The organism is Pseudomonas sp. 2848 (genome assembly GCF_003253945.1).
Taxonomy (GTDB): Bacteria; Pseudomonadota; Gammaproteobacteria; order Pseudomonadales; family Pseudomonadaceae; genus Aquipseudomonas.
Genome location: NZ_QKZD01000007.1, coordinates 161,649 through 184,829 on the forward strand (window position 1 = coordinate 161,649; position 23,181 = coordinate 184,829).

The 23,181-nt window shown below is 59.8% G+C and carries 17 protein-coding genes and 1 pseudogene; 9 read left to right on the forward strand and 9 right to left on the reverse strand.

Translation table 11 applies throughout. The features are described 5' to 3' along the window. Positions 1 to 44 precede the first annotated feature (44 nt). Positions 45 to 389 carry a hypothetical protein gene (locus tag DFS21_RS15610; protein WP_256591397.1) on the forward strand — a complete coding sequence of 115 codons (345 nt, stop codon included), beginning with the start codon at positions 45 to 47 and terminating at the stop codon, positions 387 to 389. 220 nt (positions 390 to 609) lie between these two features. On the opposite strand, the gene DFS21_RS15615 is transcribed toward DFS21_RS15610, so the two are convergent. The 3 genes from DFS21_RS15615 to DFS21_RS15625 form a co-directional block, all read right to left on the reverse strand. Next, positions 610 to 834 carry a hypothetical protein gene (locus DFS21_RS15615; protein WP_111532632.1) on the reverse strand — a complete coding sequence of 75 codons (225 nt, stop codon included), beginning with the start codon at positions 832 to 834 and terminating at the stop codon, positions 610 to 612. 629 nt (positions 835 to 1,463) lie between these two features. Then, on the reverse strand, positions 1,464 to 3,359 hold the full coding sequence (locus tag DFS21_RS15620) for a UvrD-helicase domain-containing protein (protein ID WP_111532633.1): 1,896 nt from the start codon (positions 3,357 to 3,359) through the stop codon (positions 1,464 to 1,466). Further along, positions 3,356 to 5,314, reverse strand: a complete 1,959-nt coding sequence (locus DFS21_RS15625; protein WP_111532634.1) for an ATP-dependent endonuclease — start codon at positions 5,312 to 5,314, stop codon at positions 3,356 to 3,358. The genes DFS21_RS15620 and DFS21_RS15625 overlap by 4 nt, the downstream gene beginning before the upstream one ends. A gap of 532 nt (positions 5,315 to 5,846) precedes the next feature. On the opposite strand from DFS21_RS15625, the gene DFS21_RS15630 reads away from it, so the two are divergent. Further along, positions 5,847 to 7,205 (forward strand): hypothetical protein, encoded by a 1,359-nt coding sequence (locus DFS21_RS15630; RefSeq protein ID WP_178082025.1) that lies wholly within the window; start codon positions 5,847 to 5,849, stop codon positions 7,203 to 7,205. A gap of 297 nt (positions 7,206 to 7,502) precedes the next feature. On the opposite strand, the gene DFS21_RS15635 is transcribed toward DFS21_RS15630, so the two are convergent. Further along, positions 7,503 to 8,084: an MliC family protein gene (locus DFS21_RS15635; RefSeq protein WP_111532635.1), complete on the reverse strand. Its 582-nt coding sequence runs from the start codon at positions 8,082 to 8,084 to the stop codon at positions 7,503 to 7,505. A 715-nt stretch (positions 8,085 to 8,799) separates the two neighbouring features. On the opposite strand from DFS21_RS15635, the gene DFS21_RS15640 reads away from it, so the two are divergent. The 3 genes from DFS21_RS15640 to DFS21_RS15650 all read left to right on the forward strand — a co-directional run bounded on the left by DFS21_RS15640 (position 8,800) and on the right by DFS21_RS15650 (position 10,981). Beyond that, a complete protein-coding gene (locus DFS21_RS15640) occupies positions 8,800 to 9,873 on the forward strand; it encodes an NAD(P)-dependent alcohol dehydrogenase (RefSeq protein ID WP_111532636.1) in 1,074 nt (357 codons plus the stop codon). Positions 9,874 to 9,957: 84 nt separating this feature from the next. Beyond that, positions 9,958 to 10,176, forward strand: coding sequence for a hypothetical protein (locus tag DFS21_RS15645; protein ID WP_111532637.1), 219 nt, complete (start codon positions 9,958 to 9,960; stop codon positions 10,174 to 10,176). Positions 10,177 to 10,222: 46 nt separating this feature from the next. Beyond that, a complete protein-coding gene (locus tag DFS21_RS15650; protein WP_371926861.1) occupies positions 10,223 to 10,981 on the forward strand; it encodes a cyclic nucleotide-binding domain-containing protein in 759 nt (252 codons plus the stop codon). A gap of 657 nt (positions 10,982 to 11,638) precedes the next feature. On the opposite strand, the gene DFS21_RS15655 is transcribed toward DFS21_RS15650, so the two are convergent. Beyond that, entirely contained in the window at positions 11,639 to 13,018 is a 1,380-nt protein-coding gene (locus DFS21_RS15655; RefSeq protein WP_046854592.1) for a sodium:solute symporter, read from the reverse strand. A gap of 202 nt (positions 13,019 to 13,220) precedes the next feature. Continuing rightward, the gene (gene speB / locus DFS21_RS15660) at positions 13,221 to 14,171 is read right to left on the reverse strand and encodes an agmatinase (RefSeq protein ID WP_110701047.1); all 951 of its coding nucleotides are present in this window, start codon (positions 14,169 to 14,171) and stop codon (positions 13,221 to 13,223) included. Between the two features lie 224 nt (positions 14,172 to 14,395). Between speB and DFS21_RS15665 the strand changes: the two genes are divergently transcribed. The 4 genes and pseudogenes from DFS21_RS15665 (at position 14,396) to DFS21_RS15675 (ending at position 17,748) form a co-directional block, all read left to right on the forward strand. Then, positions 14,396 to 15,289: a LysR family transcriptional regulator gene (locus tag DFS21_RS15665; protein ID WP_102684298.1), complete on the forward strand. Its 894-nt coding sequence runs from the start codon at positions 14,396 to 14,398 to the stop codon at positions 15,287 to 15,289. A gap of 146 nt (positions 15,290 to 15,435) precedes the next feature. Next, a pseudogene (locus DFS21_RS27310) lies at positions 15,436 to 15,711 on the forward strand (PAS domain-containing protein); the annotation flags it as partial. Positions 15,712 to 15,966: 255 nt separating this feature from the next. Beyond that, positions 15,967 to 16,995, forward strand: a complete 1,029-nt coding sequence (locus DFS21_RS15670; RefSeq protein WP_371041529.1) for a methyl-accepting chemotaxis protein — start codon at positions 15,967 to 15,969, stop codon at positions 16,993 to 16,995. A 153-nt stretch (positions 16,996 to 17,148) separates the two neighbouring features. Next, the gene (locus DFS21_RS15675) at positions 17,149 to 17,748 is read left to right on the forward strand and encodes a tRNA-uridine aminocarboxypropyltransferase (protein WP_110701041.1); all 600 of its coding nucleotides are present in this window, start codon (positions 17,149 to 17,151) and stop codon (positions 17,746 to 17,748) included. Positions 17,749 to 17,814: 66 nt separating this feature from the next. On the opposite strand, the gene DFS21_RS15680 is transcribed toward DFS21_RS15675, so the two are convergent. The 3 genes from DFS21_RS15680 to DFS21_RS15690 form a co-directional block, all read right to left on the reverse strand. Next, positions 17,815 to 19,170: an HlyD family type I secretion periplasmic adaptor subunit gene (locus DFS21_RS15680; protein ID WP_046854598.1), complete on the reverse strand. Its 1,356-nt coding sequence runs from the start codon at positions 19,168 to 19,170 to the stop codon at positions 17,815 to 17,817. A gap of 56 nt (positions 19,171 to 19,226) precedes the next feature. After that, on the reverse strand, positions 19,227 to 21,362 hold the full coding sequence (locus DFS21_RS15685; RefSeq protein WP_110701039.1) for a type I secretion system permease/ATPase: 2,136 nt from the start codon (positions 21,360 to 21,362) through the stop codon (positions 19,227 to 19,229). Between the two features lie 77 nt (positions 21,363 to 21,439). Further along, positions 21,440 to 22,813 carry a TolC family outer membrane protein gene (locus DFS21_RS15690; protein WP_102684321.1) on the reverse strand — a complete coding sequence of 458 codons (1,374 nt, stop codon included), beginning with the start codon at positions 22,811 to 22,813 and terminating at the stop codon, positions 21,440 to 21,442. Between the last annotated feature and the right edge of the window lie 368 nt (positions 22,814 to 23,181).

Consider the following 23,181-nt stretch of genomic DNA (forward strand, 5'->3'; position numbering starts at 1 on the left):
ATCGGATAGGCTGAGGGCAAGTGGGTTCACTGGGGAGTGAAGCAATGAACATAAAGATCTTTGCAGTATGCGCAATGAGCTGCTTGGGGGCGGTAGCGCAGGTGCACGCAAAAAGCGATATAAGTTCGGGGGTGCTGCAGTTCACTGGCAGCATCGTTGAGCCTTCCTGTCGTGGGACTGCGGGGGATTGGGGGGTTCGGCTGGATGAGTGTCCATCAGGGACTCTTGGCAGCCACATCGATGTCCAGGGCGTGGAAAGCGAAGGGGGGGCTGTACAGGTGATCAGCGCTGGCGCACTTGACCGTACCACTCAGCGTTACACGCTGGTTGATGCCGGCGGTAAACAGCTCTCACAAGGTAATTATGTGGTCATTCTGACGTCGCCTTGACACCCTGCGGTTTTGCCCGGGAGATTGCAGGCAGCGTGTGGTTCGAGCGCTGCGGACTGGTCTTACCAAGTCATTATGCGAATTGCTAACAGCTGGGTTTGGGATGAGGGGCGCTCCCGGCAATGTACCTCGCTTCCAAGCAGTTACCTTTCTTCGTACCTGGCGGGCGTTCCTGTTGATCTGAAAGCGTCAGGAAGTTTTGACACAGCGTTCGTCGACCTCAGCAGGCCGACAAAGCTGTGTAACGCTGCGTGATGTCCTTGGATATCTTTCTCAACGCCCCTGCCTCACTGTGAAGCAGACTTATGATGCCGACAACACTGGTGGCCTCTGCTGTGCTGAGCTTACGTAAAATCATCAGCAGATCGCTGGCACAGCTTTCGCTCACCGATGCTGACTCGATCAGACGCAACTGCAGGGACTGGATACTATGTATGGAGTTCATGGATCTACCTTTTGGTGCGACGTGGCAGGGAAGGCCAGTCTGTCTGGCTTGAGACCGTTTTATCTTTTGGCAGGCCTCCGTCCAATAAGACAGGTCTGAATTTTGATGGTTTAAGCAGCCCACGTATCAGGAATTTCTCGATCTTGGGGGAATTTTGGGGGAATGGATCCCCCAAATCATGTGGAGTGCTGTTGTGTGGCTATGCGTTTAATATATTGATTTTATTGGATTTTTCGTAAATCAATAGAATTTATTTAGGGGCGAAAACGGATTCGAAATCCGTTGTAGTGACAATGGTAACTATTTTTATCGTTCAGTTTGATAGTTTAGTTGGTGGCGCTTTTTACCCTTTCGCGCGTTATGGTTTTCAATTGCTACTGATTGGTGACTAACAGGTAGTGGGAGCCAACTGGTGCTATTGGCCAAGAGCTGCAGTTCACGGGCCGTTTCCGGGCGCTACTCCTTCTGATACAAGCCACACACTATCTACAAGGTATAACCCAAGGATTGTGAATCAGTAGGTGAGCAACTTATAACCTGCGCCCGAAGAGCAACGCTGAAATTCATAACGTTATAATTTGTCCAGTCTGCGGTCATGATAATTAAATAAATATCTTGCCGCCTAGCATTCAGCGAATCTCGATTTCTTCCACGCCTGCGTCGGTTAACAGTTGATATAACTCAGAAACACGATCACGATTGCCTCTGCCGGAGCAAAAAAGGAAGATTGCTCGCTGCTTAGCTCTCGAAAGGGCAACGAAGAATGTTGCTATACCTTCCGGGTTTCGTGGCGTATGACTCCACCACGATTGATCGTCGAGTCCGATGAAAAATACGGTATCGAACTCGAGTCCCTTGCTCTTGTGCACAGTCATCATTGAAATGTCGTGCACACCTATGAATCGATCAATACAGCGCGGCCAAGTCTCAGTCTCGGAGGCAGCCTGCTGGAGGTGTAGTGAGAACGCTTCCACCATGATATCGAGAAGGTCGTTGCGGGCGTATGCAGCGTAGGTAGTCGACATAGATGCAACATCCAAGAACGCAAAAATACGATCCGTAATTTCCGATGCCAACTCTACCGTAGGCAAACGAGGACGGATATGTTGCCCGAGTACGTCAAGGAAGTCCTGAATATCCCGATCAACTCGGTATCGTCGCACCTCATCGTCTACGTCGACTCCGCGAATAGCATAAACAGCCGAGGAAAAGGTCGACCATGCCGCCGCACTACGTTGACCGCTAGCCAACCTTAACGCTGCCAGAGCTATGGCAGTAGCCTCATCGACCATTAAATCTTGGACATTTGTTCGACCTATAGCCTTGCTCTCGTTTCGGATGCTCAATCCTGCGGCGGTAAATATTGGCTTCAGTTCCTCCTCAAACTGATCCGGGCGCTGACGCACTAGGAGCACATAGTCGCTAGGTTGCTTCTGGCGTACAGCCATGTCCGCCGCGATCCATTGTGCCAGCCTCTGCCCCTCTACAGCCGTCGAGCGAGATCTCCATACCTGGACTACATCCCTATCCAACTGGCCCTCAGTCTGTGACTGGATCTGCGGAGATTGCGGATCTAGGGCCTGCGCGACAAAATGTTGAACGCGCACTAGCTCTGGTGAGGACCTGAAGTTAAAAAGCAGGTTAACCCGCTGCGCCGCAAAATCTACCTCAAATTGCTCAAAGGCATCATTACGAGCTCCGGCCCATCCCATGATCCTCTGCTTGTGGTCCCCTACAGCTGTGACGACTGTTCCCGCTTGACCAAAAGTGGAGAGTAAAAAGTCGTATTGGGCAAAAGATGTGTCCTGGAATTCGTCCACAAATACGTATGGATAGGTCATACGTAGAGCACGAGCAATCTTGGGATTCGCTCGGATAATCAGCTCGGCAAGTCGGTTCAACGTTACGAACGACATCTTGGACACATTAGCGCCGAATAGCTGCTGCCGTAGCCACTGATAGATCGCTAGCTGCTCCGGTGTATTAGGTTGTTGAAGCGCATCTGCTTCTAGGCGACTACCACCTACCGTCTCTGATTCAAACCGCTCAACGGATAATTGTGCAATTCTCGCTTGCCACTCTGGCCGAGCCATGAATTGAATACGATTCAACTCGTCCTGTACTAGTCGCCGGTTAGGGAAGCTAATCTCATAAGGACGGGAGGGGCGCCAATGCTCTGGAATCGCAGCTTGAAAGCGATCAACAAGGCTTTTGGTGAACGCGTCAAATGTCAGGGAGCTAAATCGTGCAGCCAATTGAGGTGGGCACCGCTTGCGAACACGAGCTGCGAGATTGGCAGCCGCATCAGTTTTGAATGAGATAGCGAGAATCTGCTGGGGTGCTATGCACAACCCGGTCTCCAAAAGGTAAGCAGCACGCTGCGCCAAAAATTCAGACTTTCCGGCGCCGGGGCCTGCAACAACAGATGTTGACTCCAAGCGACGCAGAGCTATCCAGGCATTGGGTTCCAGTCTCTGTATGCCGCGTGGTTGCCATTCTTCGATAGGGATGGGTCTCCAGTTCATTGCTGCTCAACCTGCTCTAAAGTAGTGCGAACTCTTGTCAATAGACGTCGTAAAGGCTCTGGCATGGCTGCCACTAAATCTTCGGGTGATATTTGGCTCAAAACTCTTACATGTGTAGTGGGCTTACCACGTCCTAAGAAAAGATATCGATACCACCTCAGGTTGTCGTCCTCCGCGGCTGCATAAAAGGCTGGAGAGCCTTCTGCGCCGAGTACTGCGTCCCGGGGCTCCCCCGCTTGGGCTGGTCCACGCATTCCATGTTCAAGGACCCGATAAGCTTCGGGATAGGCTTTGAGCATGGTGTAATCCAAGTCCAGAGGGTCCGAGAAAAATACTTGAAACCGTTCAAGCCAGCTGGTCCATTGGCCCAGAGTTGCAAGATCAGCAGCTGGATGGTTCGCTATTAGGTTTATATTTTCAGCCGGACCATCAGCATGCAATGTATTTCCGAAGAGCCGCTGCGGCGTGACGCCGGAACTCAGCAGTTGTTCACATGTAGTTTTAATACGGCCGAAGCCCCCACCGCTGCGTCCCCAGTCAAGATCAAGCAATGTCGCATACGGTACTTCGAGACTAGCTAGCAATCTCCATAGATGATTGACGTGGCGACCTCCTAGCGGTACTACAGCAACGAATGACCTATCGATTGGGAAGCCCATTGCTTTAGCCAGCATGGGCAGCACCACTTCCTCCGTAGCACCTTCACCAAGTATCACGTAGCGTGCGAAGTACAGTTCGGGATATGCCCGGACAGCCTCCCGGACGAACTTGGAAGCCTCTTCTTCGCCTATAGGCAGACTGATTTGACGTACTTCGGTGTAACGGAATTCTAGGTTCAACCGGAAGTGCCGCACGCTAGAAGGCTCTATCCGCGCAAGGATGCTGGGTGAGTGGCTCGAGACCAAAGCTTGAGCGTTTAACCCCGCGGCGACTTCTTCGACCTGATTGATGATGCGAGATAGATAGAACGGAGCCAAATTGTTTTCCGGTTCTTCAAGCGCGACGATGGTTAGCGCAGGTAGAGCGATACCAGCAGCAGCGAAGCCTGCTGGAGCATTGTTACCTGCAAGTCTCGCCTCAATGTCCAGCGTTGCTGAGACCATTGCCATATGGAACAGAGAACGCTGGCCGTCGCTTAGATCCTCTAATGTACGGTCTTGTCCGTCTTCGGCGGGCAGGAAAACTACTTCGACGCGTTTGATGAATTCTTGCCAACGGGTGTCTACAGGCCGGAAAGACGGGGTTGTGTGGGTACCTGCTGAATGGAGCTGCCGCCAACGCCGGGTGACTGCGGAGCTAATGCTATCTACAGCAGCCTCGGCAGAAAACGCTTGGTTCACGGCAGCGCCAGCGTCGGTCAATGAATCCTTAACCTGCTCTGACCAATTGATTGCGCGCCAAAGTCGGCCGCGTATAAAAGCAGTGACTTGAGAAGCGCCGTCTCGCGTTGCCGGTATATAGATGAGCTGGACTCGCGAGCGATCGGAGCCACGAAGCTGGTGAAGGTCACTTGCTTCGAAATCACCGAAGGTCTGCACGGCGCAGTAGGACTCTTCGATCGCGCCATCCAAGGTGCCATCGTCCGTCCATGTTGCGTGCAGCCTCAAACGCACCTTTAGATTACCGTTCTCCTCGGCCGCCATGTTCTTGAAAAACGCTGGTACGGCAGGGTTTTCCGCGTCGGCATCGAGTTCTGGAAAGGCAAGGATTGCTTCGATCACCAATGTACGAGCCGCGGGTCGTTCCGTCTCGTTAAAGGGAATATGAAAGTCTTGCTTGCGTAATCGTCGTTGCTCAGAGGTGACACCAAACAACCGCTGTAAAGCTTGCATCACTGCAGTCTTACCGGTGCCGTTATCGCCTACAAACGCTACAAGACTTGGTCCTAAAGCAACAGAGGTTTGCTGAGGGCCAAAACAGCGAAAATTCGCCAAACCAAGACGCTCAATATGCATGCGATCTTCCTGACAGCAGTTTCATGAGAGCGGCCTCAGTCAGAGACTAGAGGCTGCCGTGCTTCCGCGCAGCACAAGCGTAGCACTCAACAGCGTTCCCAAGAACGATCAGTCCTGAGTTACGTAGACACATTTCCATAGGCTGCTTTTGGCCGAAAGCTGCCCTCCACCAACGTCAGCTAAGGATCGAAAGCAGTAATTCGCGACTGACTGCTAACGACCATAGCAGACAGTCGGAAGGGTGGAGATCTCAATGGTTGCCCGTTACTCCTGTATCACCAGCCGCACGCATGTTAGAGGGCGAAAGCAGCCATCCACGATTGGCAGCTAATGCCCAACACTGCCTTTCACTGATCGCAATCGGAGTTCCATAACGAGTCTCTAATGTCTGCCGGTAGCGCTGAGCGCTCAGGCCATAGGCCTCAGTCCGGATGTCGCCAGAGATCGCTTGCTGTTGCAGGAATGGCCCATGCAACGCACTTTTAGAAGGTGGCACTAGGCTAGCGAACCGGCTTCTTGTAGATTGCTCAATATGGTGGGAATCGAAGGGAATCTCATGTCGGGCGATTTTGATATCCAAAGCGACCTTGGCTCTCTGTGGCACCGTTGGGACCCACATCTCCACACCCCTGGCACGGCATTGAATGACCAGTACCTCGGGAAGGACCGCTGGAAGGAGTTCCTCGACACGATTGAAGCCTCAGATCCGCCAATTCGTGCGCTGGGCATCACCGATTACTTCAGCATTGAGCGTTACCAACAGGTTACTGCTTTCAAGGAGCAGGGACGGTTGTCAGGCGTTGGCTTGATCTTCCCGAACGTCGAGCTACGACTAGGGATTGAGACCTCAAAAGGGTCGGCCGTAAATTTCCATCTTCTTTTCTCACCACACGACCCTGATCACGTTGAGCGCATCAAGCGGTTTCTAATTGAGTTTGAGTTTCCTCACCTTGGCGAGACCTATCGATGCCAACGCGACGACCTCATTCGCCTGGGCCGTATTCATAAGCCGCAAGTTGAAGATGATGAGGCAGCGTTCTCCGAGGGTGCCAACCAGTTCAAGGTAACGTTTGAGCAGCTCAAACAAGCATGGACGAAGAACGACTGGATCAAGAAGAACACCCTGATCGCAGTCGCAGGCGGAGAAAAAGATGGCTCGTCTGGTATGCGAGATCCATCGGGCTCTTTCGCCGCGCAGCGCAAAAATGTTGAAGGGCTTGCCCACATTGTTTTCAGCTCTAATCCAAAGCAGATCCAGTTCTGGCTTGGTAAGGATGTAGCCTCAATTGACGTGCTCGAAAGTCAGTACAACGGCCGTAAGCCCTGCCTCCATGGATCAGACGCGCACTCCCTGACCAAGGTTGGCATGCCAGATGCTGACCGGCGCTGCTGGATCAAAGGGGACCTTACTTTTGATTCGCTCCGCCAGATCTGCATCGAGCCGGAAGAACGAGTATTTATTGGCCTAGAACCTCCCCGCGGGGCTCTGGACAGCCATGTGGTCACATCAGTGTCCGTCACGAATGCACCGTGGATCGCGAACGGCGCTGTGACGTTGAACCCTGGCTTGGTTGCTGTCATCGGCGCACGGGGTTCCGGTAAGACTGCTCTTGCGGATTTGATCGCCGCCGGCGGCCTCGCACTTGCTCAGCATGAGAACGAGCGATCATTTATCCACAGGGCGCGGCGGCACCTCATTGACAGTGATGCCGAGTTGCAATGGGCAACAGGCGAAAAGTCTTGGAGTCATCTCATCCGCAGGGACGAAGAAGATACGCCGAGCACTCCCTACGTACAGTACCTATCGCAACAGTTTGTAGATCAGGCGTTGTACGTTCCTGGTCAGAGGTGTGGTGATCAGTCCTCCGCAACGGCTGCTCTCGATTCATAGCGGCCCTTCGCGACCGTCCGCTTACGACCCATACCTGCCATTCGTGAAGGGCAGGAATCGGCCAAAAGCGGACGGCCTCGAGTGAGCGGACGATCCTTGAGGCTTGAAGGCGTATATGAAACTAGGGGCGATTCAGAAATTGCGACTGGTTTCCCCGGTTCTCTCGGGTTTCCTCCTGCAGTCCGCGTAGTTCCGCCTCCGCATTGTTGACGGCCTGCGTGGTTTACGACAGCAACAGACTGCTGGTCAGCAAGCTGTGTCATAGAAATCGGTGCATAAGCTCCCTCCAAATGGCTTTCAACGCGCTGTGCAGCGCATTTCCGGCCTCTGATTGCCCCACACTACGATAGCCTCGCCATGGTGCTCCCTTAAACTCTCATTTTGTCCCTGGTAGCGCGCGCCGCTTGCCGTCTGTTCTAGGTACATCAGCGAACTGCGGTCACCGAACTCGACGATGGCCGTGGGCGGCTCGGTGCGGAAGAAGCTGGCAACCACTTCCTTGGCCGGGTTGCCGTCACACTGGTAGAACACCGGGCCGTTGGCCTCGACCAGCCGGTATCGCGCCTGCAGTTCGGCGATGCGCAGGCGATAGCTGTCGGCGATGCAAGTCGGCTGGTCCGCGCTTTTCCAGCAATCATTGCGACCCTTGATCCAGCCCCGTTGCTCGGCCTTGAGCACCGGCGGATGTTCATTGCCGGCCTTCCGCTGCGCGGCCGTATAGACCTCGGCCATTTGCCGGTCTAGTGCCGAGAGCGGCTCGCTCTGGCAGATTTGTTGTTCGATGCTGCCGGCCACGGCCTGAGTGCAGTTGAAGGCAGGTCCCGCAGCTTGGGTGTGCGACAGAGGCAGGGTGAGCAGCAGGGGAAGCCAGTGCTTCATGGGAGCCACCATTAGCGATTAAAAATACTGGGCTCAGTCTAGCTCTTCTGAATAACGCGGAGGTGGCCTAGCTTTCTTCGGCGGCTCATTACTGCTATTGGCCGATTGCGGTACTTTGTGAAGGGCCACTTCACGCCCAGGCCGTTAGCTGCTCGCCGCGAGCGGCTGCTTTCGACCCAAAGCGGATTTTCACCGCTCTATTCTTTCCGGAATGCCTTCTCAGGCAGATTCACAGTTGCCGTTTTCAAGCATCGACCTGGTGCTTACCATGACACTGCTGGACCGCATCTGACTTTTCAGCCATTGACGATACTTTTGCACATATCCTTCACGCGCATCACTGCCAAAGCTTGATCCTTGTCCAGACCGACTTTGGCAAAGCCCTCACGGCAGTCAAAAACAACAATGTGCAAATACACACCCTTGGCTCAGGCAGCGCAACCACCCGGTCGCGGACCGGCGTGCGGCGCATCATGGGTCAAGCGATCACTAGATGTCTTTGCGAGCTAAACATGCTGCAACATTGGCATGCCTGCAAGTAAATCGATTATTTGCCAGCGCCGCCTTCCAGATTTGATGTTTATTAGGTTCCCGTGCGCACTGACCAACGGGTATACCGGCTGGCGGCGTAACTGCCGTCAATCAACACGCAGTAGCTTTTTGGGCGCACTCTGTAACTGGCAAACAATAATCCTGAAAGCTCCGGAGGCGTGCCATGTCACTCATGAAGGCGGCTATATTCGTCGAAAATAACCGCATCGTGCTCGATGACAAACCTATACCTAATATAGGTCCACTGGATGCTCTGGTGAAGATCACTACCACCACAATTTGTGGCACCGATGTGCACATCCTGCGTGGCGAATACCCCGTGGCTAAGGGGCTCACCATCGGTCACGAGCCCGTAGGGGTGATCGAAAAGCTGGGCTCGCAAGTCACGGGTTTTGAGGAAGGGCAGCGTGTCATTGCCGGTGCCATCACGCCCAGCGGCCACAGCAATGCTTGTCTGTGCGGCTGTGGTTCTCAGGACGGCACAGGTACGGCCCATGGTTTCAAGGCCAGCGGGGGCTGGAAGTTCGGCAATACCATCGATGGTTGCCAAGCCGAATACGTTCGAGTGCCGGACGCCATGGCCAACCTCTCTCCCATCCCGGCCAAACTCAGCGACGAGCAGGTGCTGATGTGCCCAGATATCATGTCCACCGGCTTTTCCGGCGCGGAACGCGGTGGAGTGGCAATCGGTGACACGGTCGCCGTATTCGCCCTGGGCCCGATAGGACTTTGTGCCGTCGCCGGCGCCAGGATGCTCGGCGCCACCACCATCATTGGGGTGGACACAGTTGCTGCCCGCATCAGCATGGCGCGCAAAATGGGTGCTTCTCACTTAGTCGACTTCCGGGAAGGCAATGTGGTGAATCAGATCATGGCGCTGACCGATGGCCGGGGCGTGGATGTTTCTATCGAAGCGCTTGGCACCCAGGCCACCTTTGAATGGGCGCTGCGCGTCCTTCGCCCAGGAGGTACATTGTCTAGTCTGGGCGTCTACAGCGTTGAACTGCGCATACCGCTGGATGCCTTCGCAGCTGGATTGGGCGATTACCGCATCGTGAGTACGCTTTGCCCTGGCGGAAAAGAGCGGATGCGCCGACTGATGGAAGTCGTCGCCAGCGACCGAATTGACGTTTCCACCCTGGTCACCCACCGATTCCGCCTTGATGACATCGAGGCTGCCTACGAATTGTTCGCAAACCAGCGCAACGGCGTGATGAAAGTGGCGATTACGCCCTGAGCTTCGTCGCAATTGCAGGCCGGGACGCCATCACGCCGCTAACTCAAAAGCGGCTCTTTGCTCATGCATGCTCAGGAGATTCCGATGAACGTCTACGTAGTGAGCAACATCGAGGAGAATCGCTGGTGGGTCCACATGGATCAATGGCGTGTCAGCTTCTACACCTCCGGTGAGGCTGATCGGTTTGTCGAGCGTTTGAATTCGCGGCTCAACGCACCTCACTCACTGGACTTGATCACGGGCTGTAGCGCAGAGGAAGGTCGGTCGGCAGGCAGTACACACCAACCAGCGAAGGGTGCCTGATATGTCGGGCCTCATTGTTGCCCAGCGGCTCATTCAGCCTGCACACATGTGCGAGCTGCCGCCTACTCATTCAGAACCATTGAGATCCCTGTGCAATGAGTGCCGAGTGAACGGTTTGTGCTTACCAACAGGTTTGCCGCACGATGGTAGTTGCCTGAGTGCACTAATCTCACCGCGTATTCGCATCAGGAAAGGCGCAGCACTGTTCAACGCCAACGCGCCGTTAACTTCCCTCTATGCCTTACATTCCGGAAGTTTCAAGACCCACCTGAATAATGCCGAGGGCGAGGGTGTGGTTATCAACTTCTGGATGCCGGGTGATGTACTGGGGCTCGATGCCATTGCTACCGAACACCATGTCTGCGACGCAATCGCTTTAGAAGACAGTTTAGTCTGCCCCATTCCATACCACCCGCTGCAGACTTTGGCACGCGATTTTCCCATTCTGCAACAGAGATTGAATCGCCTGATGAGCCGGGAAATCATCCGCGAACATGAGCGCGTACTGATGATATGTAACTCCTCAGCCGATCAACGGCTGGCGAGTTTTCTGCAGGGATTGTCCGTGCGCTTCGTAAGCCGTGGCTACTCCTCCCATAGGTTTATACTACGCATGTCGCGTGAGGACATAGCGTCCTATCTGGGGCTGCGCCTGGAAACGATATGCCGCTCGGTCGCTCGCTTGCGCGCCCTGCGTATAGTCACCTTGCACGGCCGCCTGGTGGAAATCCTCGACATGCAAGCGCTAATCGCGCTCGGGCTGGGCTCCCCAGGCGGGCATTCCATCGCCCCGGTGCCGGCGTGATGTTCTACCTGCTGAGCTTGGCTCACGGCAAAGTGTCACTGGGCATCGGTATGCTGGTCGGTCTTGAATGGGAACGCAATAATTCCGCAGTGAAGCCGCCGTCGCAGCAGGGTTGAAAATTTTCTGGGTTTTTGCATCTTTTTGAATCGCCCCTTGTTTCGTAGCGATCTCAAGGCCTGCTAAGCCACTTAGCCATCTTTTTGGGTCGTTAGCTGACCCCCCCGAGAGACCACTATGGGTCGATAGCGGCCTCTGGCGAGCGGCTGCTCTGGATCGAGAGCAGTGATGCACAACTGACCGTTGTCGACTTTTAGGAGCGCTTCACCGACTACAATGGTCTCCAAACGGCGCGGTGTTCTCGTACCACTTTTTGTACCAAAACAGGGTTCTAATGGGGGAATGAGGGTAATTTATGGTCCCTGCAAGCCTTTAAAATCCCCCTTTCCAATACTCCTGCTAATCCGCACATAAGTCCTTACCGGTTTTGCCGTTGGGGAGGGTGTGCCGCGAAAGTGGGCACTTAGGTAGTGACCGGGGCAGGAAGTGAGAGTTTTAGATCAATCCGTTATATAGGGCGAGTGGTCGCCTACAGGCTTTTCGCTGGCAAGGCGGCCCCTGGCGAAAGGGGCCGCCCTGCCGGCGATGAGGCGCCAGGTGTCAGGCCAGGTTCACCGTTGCCACCGGCTTGCGTGACGCCAGGCTGACCAGCACGAAGCTCGCCAGGCCGATGGCCAGGCTGTAGTAGATCGGCGAGTTGGCGTCCAGGCCGTCCTTGAACATGAAGAACAAGGCGGTGGCGAAGCCCAGCGTCATGCTGGCGATGGCGCCGGCGGTGGTCGCGCGCTTCCAGAAGATCGCCCCCATCAGCGGGATAAGCATGCCGCCCACCAGCAGGTTGTAGGCCAGGGTCAGGGCGCTGATCACGTCATTCACCGCCAGGGCGATCCCCAGCACCACCAGGCCGGTCAACAGGGTGAACAGGCGGTTGATACCCAGGCTCGACTGCTTGCCGCCGCGCAGTTTCGGCAGCAGGTCTTCGGTCAGGGTGGTGGAGGCGGCCAGCAGGCCCGCGCTGGCGGTGGACATCATCGCGGCCAGGGCGGCGGCCATCAGCAGGCCACGGATGCCTTCGGGCAGCTGACCCTTGATCATCTCGGCGAAGGCGTTGTTCGGGTTGGCCAGGTCTGGCATCAGCACGTGGGCGGCCATGCCGATCAGCGCGCAGGCCAGGCCGTACAGCACGCAGTAGACACCGGCGGTGGTGCCGGCGCGCTGGCAGACCTTCTCGTCACGGGCGGTGAATACCCGCTGCCAGATGTCCTGGCCGATCAGGATGCCGAAGAAGTAGATCAGGAAGTAGGTGATGATGGTGTCCCAGCCGATAGTGGTCCAGCTGAAGCTGGCCGCCGGCAGCTTGGCCACCAGGGCGTCCCAGCCGCCGGCCTTGTACAGGCACACCGGCAGCAGGATGAACATCAGGCCCACGGTCTTGATCACGAACTGGACGATGTCGGTCAGGGTCAGCGACCACATGCCGCCGATGGTCGAGTACACCACCACCACACCGCCGCCGAACAGCAGGGCCATCCAGAAGGGAACGTCGAGCAGTACCTGCAGCACGGTGCCCATGGCCAGGGTCGAGGTCACCGCGATCATCAGCGCGTAGGCGAGCATGATCGCCGCGCTGGCCTGGCGGGCCATCGGGTTGTAGCGGCGCTCCAGCACCTGGGTCACGGTGAAGATCTTCAGGCGCAGCAGCGGCTTGGCCAGGAACAGGTTGAGCGCGATGATCCCCAGGCCCAGGGCGGCGCACAGCCAGAAGCCGGAGATGCCGTGCACATAGCCCAGGCGCACGGTGCCGACGGTGGAGGCGCCGCCCAGCACGGTGGTGGCCATGGTGCCCATGTACAGGGTCGGGCCGAGGTTGCGCCCGGCCACCAGGTAGTCTTCGTGGGTCTTCGCGCGCCGCATGCCGTACCAGCCAAGCGCGAGCATGCCGGCGGCATAGATCAGTACAACGATGATGTCCAAGGCCATTGGGGGTCTCCCGATTATCTTTATTATGGCGAGATCGGCCGTCCGGACGGTGCAAGGCGCCCGGCGGTTCTGTCTTGTGTTGGCGGGCCTCTATGGCCCTCCCGAATGGCTCCTGCCGGGGTGTTTCACTGCTGGTGTCGTGACGTCTTCATCGCTGCAAGCCAGTTCCCACAGGAAGCCGGCTTGCCAGCGATGGGGTATCTCAGCGGCGCACCACGCCCGGCAGCACGCAGAGCATTTCGAACAGCAGGTTGGCGCCCAGCAACGAGGTGTTGCCGGTGGTGTCATAGGGTGGGGAAACCTCGACCAGGTCGCAGCCGATCAGGTCCAGGCCGTGGCAGCCGCGGATGATCTCCATCGCCTGGATGGTGGTCAAGCCGCCGATCTCCGGGGTGCCGGTGCCGGGCGCCCAGGCCGGGTCGATGCCGTCGATGTCGAACGACAGGTACACTGGGCCGCCACCGACCTTCTCGCGCACTTCGGCCATCAGCGGCGCCAGCGACTTGTGCCAGCACTCCTCGGCCTGCACCACGCGAAAGCCCTGGCGGCGGCTCCAGTTGAAATCGTCGGCGGTGTAGCCTTGGGCGCGCAGGCCGATCTGCACCACACGCTCGCAATCGAGCAGCCCCTCTTCCACGGCGCGGCGGAAGGTGGTGCCGTGGGCGATCTTCTCGCCGAACATGTGGTCGTTGACGTCGGCGTGGGCATCGATGTGGACCAGGCCGATCTTGCCGTGCTTCTTGTGCAGGGCACGCAGGATCGGCAGGGTGATGGTGTGGTCGCCGCCCAGGGTCAGCGGGATGACATTGTGCTCGACGATCTCGTCGTAGGCCTCTTCGATGATGCGCACGGCGTCGAGCAGGTTGAAGGTGTTGATCGCCACGTCACCGATGTCGGCCACCGACAGCGAGTCGAACGGGGCGGCGCCGGTGGCCATGTTGTAGGGGCGGATCATCACCGACTCGGCGCGGATCTGCCGCGGGCCGAAGCGGGTGCCGGAGCGCAGCGAGGTGCCGATGTCCAGCGGCACGCCGATGAACGCGGCGTCCAGGCCTTCGGCGCTTTGCAGGTGGGGCAGGCGAAGCATGGTGGCGATGCCGCCGAAACGCGGCATTTCGTTGCCGCCCAGTGGTTGGTGGAGAATCTTGTCCACGGTGGGCCTCATCAGTCGGTCGATTGTTCTGTTTGTTCGAACCTGTGCCGCCGCGCGCCCGGATCATCTGGTCATGCTGGCGGGCAGGGACATTTCGCCGCAGTCTGCGCAAGGTAGTGGCCGGGAAGAATCGCTACCGACAAATACTTACTTCAGGATTCTCTGAACTATCGGCCGGCAACCGGGTTAGACTCTGGCGATTTCCACCCTGCGGAGCCTGCGCCATGGCCTCATCGCTGCCCGACCTGAAACTGCTGCGCATCTTCGCCAGCGTGGTGCGCCACCAGGGGTTCGCCAACGCCCAGCGAGACCTCAACCTGTCGACCTCGGCGATCAGTACCTACATGAGCCAGCTTGAAGGCGCCCTCGGGATCGTGCTCTGTCACCGTGGCCGGGGCGGCTTCAGCCTGACCAGCAAGGGCGAGTTGTTCCATCAGGAGACCCTGCGCCTGCTGGGCGAGCTGGACGGCTTCGAGCAGTACGCCGCCGCGCTCAAGGGCGAACTGCGCGGCACCCTGAACCTGGGGGTGATCGATTCCACCGTTGGCGACAGCGCCCTGCCGCTGGCCGAGGCCATCGGCGCCTACAGCCAGGAACACCCGGCGGTGCACCTGCACCTGTCGGTGTCCAGTCCCTATGAATTGCAGCTCGGCGTGCAGGACAATCGTCTGGACCTGGCCATCGGCGCGTTTTCCTCGCGTATGAGCGGGCTCCTCTACCAGCCGTTGTACCGCGAGCAGCACTGGCTGTATTGCAGCAGCCGCCACCCGCTGTTCGCCGAACGACGCATCCCCGAACCGGTGGTCACCCAGCAGCGCATGGTCGGGCGTGGCTACTGGAGCCAGGCCGAGCTGGCCCGGCATGGCTTCAAGCACAGCGCCGCCACCGTGGAGAGCATGGAGGCACAACTGATTCTGATTCTCTCCGGCGCCTACATCGGCTACCTGCCCGAGCACTATGCCCAGGCCTGGGTCGACAAGGGCGACCTGCGGGTCCTGTCGCCGGCCACCTTCGGTTACCAGGCGCCGTTTTCCCTGATCATTCGTCGTGGCCGCAGCCGGGAACCGTTGATCCAGACGTTCCGCGACCTGCTCAAAAGCCAGCTCAACGTGGGCTGAAGCAGGCGTTGTTCAATCCGCTCGGTCAGGTCGAGCGAATTTCCTACAAAACTTGACCGCTAGCATGCTGGCCTTCTGCTAAACATCTACTTGCTTTGATGATTTTCCCACTCATCTGGATAAGCAAGGGATCGCCAACGATGCGCATGAATTTGCCCGTCACCGAGCACGAAAGAACCTTTCCCCAAGACCAGCGGCTGATCTCCACCACCGACCTGAACAGTCGCATTACCTATTGCAACGACGCATTCGTGGCCATCAGCGGCTTCACCTACGACGAACTGGTCGGCCAGCCGCACAACCTGGTGCGTCATCCCGACATGCCGCCGGCGGTCTTCGGGCATATGTGGGACACCATCAAGCAGGGCAAGCCCTGGATGGGCGTTGTCAAGAATCGCGCCAAGAACGGCGATTTCTACTGGGTCAGCGCCTACGTCACGGCGGTGTACGAGAACGGCCGCATCAGTGGCTACGAATCGGTGCGCTCGGTGCCGAGCCGGGAGCAGATCTGCCGGGCAGAAAAGTTGTACGCCCGTCTGCGCGCGGGGCGCTCACCGGTCCCGCTGGCAGCACGCCTGGGACACGGGATCGGCCACGGCTGGCCATTGATCGGCGCGGGCCTGCTCTCGGCCGCCGCCTACCTGTGGTTGCCGCCCTACGCGGCGCTGGGGGTGCTGATGGCCAGCCTGCTGGCGGCCTGGTACGTGGTCGAGCACCGGCAGAACCAGTCGATTCGTCGCACCCTCGAAGAGCACCCAAAGGCCTTCACCAGCCCGCTGGTGGCCCTGACCTACAGTGACAACCCCGGCCTGCAGGGCCAGCTCGACCTGGCCATCATCAGCGAAGAGGCGCGCCTGCAGACCGCGTTGACCCGCCTGGTGGATGCCGGTGTCGGGGTCAAGTCACGGGCCGCGCAGTCCGCCGGGCTGTCCGATGCCCAGGCGCAGATGCTCGACCGCCAGCGCAGCGAGACCGATCAGTCGGCCACCGCCATCGCGCAGATGGCGGCGACCATCCAGCAGGTGACCCATAACGTGCAGACCACCGCCCACGCCGCCAGCGACGCCGACCAGCTGGCCCAGCAGGGCAGCGACCTGGCGCAGCAGAGCCTGCGCGCCATGGGCAGCATGAACGAGGCGGTCAGCGACATCGGCCAGGCGGTCAACGCCCTGGCCGAGCAGACCCAGTCCATTGGCAGCGTGGTGGACGTGATTACCTCGATTGCCGAGCAGACCAACCTGCTGGCGCTCAATGCCGCCATCGAGGCGGCGCGGGCCGGCGAACAGGGCCGGGGCTTCGCCGTGGTGGCCGACGAGGTGCGGTCGCTGGCGCAGCGCACCCGCGCCTCGACCGAGGAGATCCACCACATCATCTCCACCCTGCGTTCCGGTGCCGACCGCGCGGTTGCCAGCGCCAGCCGCGGGCAGCAGATCTCCAGCGACAGTGTGCACAGCGTCGAGGCCGTGCAGGAGGCGTTGTCGGGAATCGCCCAGGCCATCAGCCGCATCACCGGCATGAGCCAGCAGATGGCCACGGCGTCCGAGCAGCAGAGCCATGTGGCCGAGGACATCAACCAGCAGATCGTACGCATCGCTCATTTGTGCGACGAGAGCGCGGGACAGGCCAAGCAGGGCGCCGAAATCAGCCAGGACCTGGAGCGCATGGCGGAGTACCTGCACAGCCTGGCGGAGCGGTTCAACCGCTGAAGCTGTAGCGGGTAACAGTAGAGGCGTGGGAGCGGGCTTGCCCCGCGATTGCGGTGCCGGCTTTGTCGCGGGGCAAGCCCGCTCCCACGTATGCCTCGCAGCAACCCGGGGATGGCTGCCCTGTGGCAAACTACCCGCCCCAAGGAGTTCCCCATGCCCAGACCCCGCTGCGAGCGCTGCCAGCGCCCGCTCGCCCATTGCCTTTGCGCACTGATCCCGCACCTGGACAGCCGTACCCGCGTGGTCGTGCTGCAACACCCCAGTGAAACCGCCCACGCCCTGAACACGGCACGCCTGGCTGCCCTTGGGTTGGTCAATGCCGAGCTGCGGATCGGCGAGATTTTCGATGACCTGGAGACCTTGCTGGCGACAGCGGATTATCGCCCGGTCCTGTTGTTCCCAGGTGATGAGGCAGAGGTCTTGCATGCATACGGGCAGGGTGATGATCTGCCGTTGCTGCTGATCGTACCTGACGGTACTTGGCGCAAGGCACGCAAGATGCTCTACCTGAATCCGCAGCTGGAGGGGTTGCCACGGGTGACGCTGGGCGCGGTCCTGCCTTCGCGCTACCGGTTGCGCAAGGCACCTGAGCCAGGCGCCGTATCCACTCTCGAGGCGATCGTGCAGGCGCTTAACGTGCTGGAAGCGCCTGCTGGCTTCGATGCGTTGTTGCGCCCGTTCGAGGCCTTGATCGACGGGCAGATCGCAGCCATGGGCGCCGAAACCTTCGAGCGTAATCACGGCCAGGCGTGATCAAGTGGTTGGCTGTGCCGGCCTTATCGCGGGGCAAGCCTGCTCCCACTCATATTCAGATAGCGGTCAGCGCTCGCGCAAGGCCTCGGTCCGGGCCTTCATCACCGGCTTCAACAGATAGTCCAGCACGCTCTTCTGCCCGGTGATGATGTCCACCGTGGCGACCATCCCCGGGATGATCAGCAGCGGCTTGTTGTCGCCACCCAGGTGGTTCTTGTCGGTGCGCACCTGGATCAGGTAGAACGCATTGCCCTTGTCGTCGGTGACGGTGTCCGCGCCGATCAGTTCCAGCTTGGCCTTGAGCCCGCCGTAGATGGTGTAGTCGTAGGCGCTGAACTTGACCATCGCGGTCTGCCCCGGGTGCAGGAACGCCACATCTTGTGGCCGCACCTTGGCCTCGATCAGCAGGTTGTCCTCAATCGGCACGATCTCCACCAGGTCGCTGCCCGGCTGCACTACGCCGCCGATGGTGTTGACCTTGAGCAGCTTGACGATGCCGCGCACCGGCGACACCACGGTGGTGCGGTTGACCCGGTCGTCGATGGCGATGCTGGTGGCGGTGATCTTCGACAGTTCGGTGCGCTTGTCGTTGAGCTCCTTGGCGGCGTCGGAGCGAAAGCTTGCGTCCGATTCCTGGATCTTGCTGCGGATCTCTGCGATTGCCGCTTCGGCGCGGGGGATGGCCAGGTTGGTCGCGTTCAGCTGGCCGCGCGCCTCGACGCTGCGCTGCTTGAGGCGCAGGATCTCCACCGGGGAGATGGCGCCTTTGCTCACCAGCGGCGAGGACATGTCCAGCTCCTGCTGCAACAAGCCCACCGCCGAGCGGTACTGGTCGACCTTGGAACGGAACTCGGCCAGCTCCTGGGTCTTCTGCCGCAGCTGTTCATTGAGGGTCTGCTTCTCGCTGGTCAGGCGGCGCTGGCGTGATTCGTACAGCGCGGCCTCGTCCTCGGCCACCTGCGGGGCCTTGGCGCGGACTTCGCTCGACAGCACGAAGGGGCGGCCTTCGGATTCGGCCGACAGGCGTTCCACCTGCGCGCTGAGGGCGTAACGGTCGGCCTCGCTTTCACCCTTGTTCGACTTGAAGCGCGTGTCATCCAGGCGCAGGAGGGTGGCGCCCTTGTCGACCATCTGCCCCTCGCGCACGAAGATCTCGGTGACGATGCCGCCTTCGAGGTTCTGCACCACCTGCACCTTGCTCGACGGGATCGCCTTGCCTTCGCCGACGGTGACTTCGTCGAGCACCGCGAAGTTGGCCCAGACCAGCGCCACCAGCAGCAGGATCGCCGCCAGCCACACGGTCAGGCGCGACAGGCTGGGGGACTCCTGCAGGGTGGCGCCGGCCAACTCTGGCATATAGTCGCGTTCGGCGCGGCTGTCGCCGCCCTGGAGGTAGCTGCGCACGCTGTGGCTGATGGGCATGTTCTACCTCCGATGCAGGCCGGGGCCCGCTCCCACAGGGATTCAACAGTGTTGGTTCACAGCGCCGCGCCGATACGGCCCTTGCGCAGCGCGTCGATGACCGCATCCTTCGGCCCGTCGGCAACGATCTTGCCGTTGTCCAGCACCAGCAACCGGTCCACCAGGCTGAGCATCGAGGTGCGGTGGGTGACCAGCAGCAGGGTCTTGCCGGGCACCCAGTTCAGCAGGCGCTGGCGCAGTTGCTCCTCGCTGCTGTTGTCCATGTGGCTGGTGGGCTCGTCGAGAATCAGGATCGGCGGCTCCAGCAGCAGCGCCCGGGCCAGCAGCACGGCCTGGCGCTGGCCGCCGGAGAGCAGCTGGCCGCGCTCGCCCACCGGGCGGTCGAAGCCTTGCGGGTGCTGGCGGGCCAGCTCGCTGACGCCGGTCAGTTCGGCCACCTCGAGCATGCGCGCATCGCTGACGTGCCGTGCGCCGAGGGTAAGATTGTCGCGCAGGCTGCCGGCCAGCAGCGGCAGGTCGTGGGCCACGTAGCCGAGCTGGCTGCGCAGGTCGCTGATATCCAGTTGGCGCAGGTCGAGGTTGTCCAGCAGCACCTGGCCTTCGTCGGGGTGATGGAAGCCCATCAACAGCCGGGCAAGGGTGCTCTTGCCCGAGCCGCTGCGGCCGATGATACCGATGCGTTCGCCCGGCTTGAGAGTGGCGCTCACGTCGTTGAGGGCTGGCGCCGTTTGCCCGGCATAGCGGAAGGTGGCGTGGTTGATGGTGATGCCACCTTGCAGCGCGGTGTGTTCCAGCGCCTGGTGCTCGGCCTCGCGCTCCTGGGGCAGGCTCATCAGGGCGTCGGTGCTGCGCATGGTCAGCTGGGCCTGCTGGTAGCGGGTGATCAGCCCGGCAATCTGGCCAAGCGGGGCGAGCACCCGGCTGCCGAGCATGTAGCTGGCCACCAGCGCGCCGACACTGAGGTTGCCGGCGATGATGCTGTACACCCCGGCGACGATCGTCGCCATGCCGCAGAACTGCTGGATGAACAGCGTGCCGTTGCTGGCCAGCGACGACAGGTTGCGGGCATGGGCGTCGAGGCGGGCGATGGCGCCGTTGGTATGTTCCCACTGGTACTGGCGTTCGCTTTCGGCGCCGCAGGCTTTCAGGGTTTCCAGGCCGCCGAGGGTCTCGATCAGCAGCGCCTGGCGCACCGCGCCGAGGCTCAGGCTTTTTTGCACGGTGTCGCGCAGGCGTACCTGGATGAACAGCGCCAGGCCTACCGCCAGTGGGAAGGCGATCAGCGGGATCACCACCAGCCAGCCCCCGAGCAGGCCGATCACCAGCAGCATCAGGGCCACGAACGGCAGGTCGATGATGCTGGTCAGGGTCACTGCGGTAAGGAATTCGCGCAGCCCCTGGAAGTCATGGATGCTCTGGGCGAAGCCGCCGATGGTGGCCGGGCGCGCCTTCATGCTCATGCCGGTGATGCGTTCGAACAAGGTGGCGGAGAGAATCAGGTCGGTCTTCTTGCCGGCCTGGTCCAGCAGGTGGGCGCGAACCATGCGCAGCACCAGTTCGAAGGCGGTACCGATGAACAGGCCGGCGACCAGCACCCAAAGGGTGGACAGCGCCTGGTTGGGGACCACGCGGTCGTAGGTCTGCATGACGAACAGCGGCACCATCAGGCCCAGCAGGTTGATCAGCAGGCTGGCCAGCAGGGCATCACTGTACAGCCAGCGGGAGTGGCGCAGGGTGTCGCGGAACCAGGCGTTGACCCGCGGGATGAGCGGCGCGCGCACGTCCTCCAGGGTATGCCGTGGGCGGGCGAACAGGGCCTGGCCGCTGTAGGCCTCGGCCAGGGCTTCGCGCTCGACCCACTGCTCACCGCCTTCGGCCTCGCATGGCAGCAGCAATGCCCGGCCGTTTTCACCCCAGCGTTGCAGCACGGCGCTGCGGCCGTCATTGAGGATCAGCAGCACCGGCAGGTTGAGCGGGGAGATGGCGTCCAGGGCACGCTGCAGTACACGAGCCTGAAGCCCGGCGCGCGCGGCGGCGCGGGGCAGCAGGCCCAGCCCCAGGCGCTGCTCTGCCAATGGCAGGCCGCTGCACAGGCTGGCACGGCTGGCCATGCAGCCATGCAGCTTGCACAGGATCAGCAGGCCATCGAGCAACGGATCATCAACATCCAGGCGCGGTTGCGCGCTTTGCATACTGGTCACGATGGCCTACTCCTGCCGCGGTGGACGGGAAATGGGCGCTGGCGAAAAATCCCTTGTCTCGTCAGAACCTAACGCATGTCAGGCAATTTCGCCTCGTTGCGCACTTCGGTCTTGGCGATGGCTTCCGGCGGCAGCGAGATACGCTGCTTGCTCAGCAGCTCGCCCATGGTCGCCAGTACCCGGTACATGGAGAACTCTTCGGTATAGCGCACCTCGGTGTAGCGACGGTTGGCGTTGTACAGCTCGTTCTCGCTGTCGAGCACGTCGAGCAGGGTGCGCTGGCCCAGGCCGAACTGGTCCTGGTAGGCGGCACGCACGCGCTGGGTGGTCTCGGCGTACTCGCGGGCGCTCGGGGTCTGCTTGCGGGCATTGTTCATCGCGTTCCAGGCCAGGCTGAGGTTTTCGTTCAACTCGCGCAGGGCATTGTTGCGGATGTCCATCGCCTGGTTGATCTTGTGCGCGTCCGACTGCAGGCGGGCCTTGTCGCTGCCACCGCGGAACAGGTTGTAGCTGAGCTCGACGCCGGCCTGCCAGTCATTGTTGTCATGCCCTTTCTGGCCGCCGAGGTTGTTGTTGGCACCGGTGGCCAGCACCGCGTCCAGGCGTGGGTAGAAGGGCGACTTGGCCACTTCGTACTGCTGCTCGGCGGAGCGTACGTCAGCCTGCGCCGACTTGAGGTAGGGGTTGTTCTCCAGCATGCCCTGGCGGGCATTGAGCAGGTCGCCCGGCACTTCGCCCTTGATCGTGACGGGTGTTTCCAGTTCATCGGGCAGGCGCCCGACTACGCTGTAGAAGTTGGCCTCGGCGTCGGCCAGGTCGACCTCGGCGGTGTCCAGGTTGTTTTCGGCCAGGGCGCGACGGGCGCGGGACTGGTCGAGGTCGGCGGTGCTGCCCACGCCGCGTTCGCTGCGCAGGCCGATCTGGTCGTTGACCCGCAGGTGGGCCTGCAGGTTGTTCTTGGCCAGGGTTACCAGTTCACGGCGCTTGAGTACCTCGAGGTAGACCTCGATGGCACGCAGGGCGATGCTCTCGGCGGTGGCCTGGGTGTAGTAGGCGCGCGAGGTGGCCACCGCTTCGGTGCGGGCGACCTCGTTGGAGGTATTGAAGCCGTCGAACAGCATCTGCCGCAGACGCAACTCGGATTGGGTGTAGTTGAGCGTTTCCTTGTTGTGGTTACGTGTGCCGTCCGGGTTGAAGCCGCGGGTGTTGGTATTGTCCGAACGTTGCCGGCCGTAGCCCGCGACCAGATCGACGGTTGGGTAGTACCCCCCGCGGGCGAACTTCACATCCTCGTCGGCCGACAGCCTGCTGTTGCGGCTGGCGCTGATCTCGGGATGCTGGTCCACGGCGTTCTGGACAGCCTCGGTAATCGACATCGCCTGACTGTTGGCACACGCCATGGCCAACAAAATCGCACTGGTGATGGGGGTTAAAGCGCGCATGGGGTACATCTCCCTGGTCTCGAATAATGTCCTGCTATTCGCCAAAAAAATGACGAAAAATTAGAATCAAACCGTTTCAGGTTTGTAACAACAGAGCTAAGAACATTTGTCGGGCGAGCTAAGAAGATTTTTTCATAAGATATATGCGAAAAAAAACTTATGCGGTCTAAGGAATCCGGGACATTGTTTCATTCAGGTGGTTACGGGAATTGGCTGGGACAGGCGATTTTCGGGCCTTGGTGAAAGTTCCAGATTTTTTGCAGCTAAGGAGACAGGGGAGGAAGGCGAAAGCGGAATTTGGCGACAAAAAAATGGCACTTAATAATGGCCATTCGCCCTATCCACTATCGCGGCAGTCGTCACAGGGA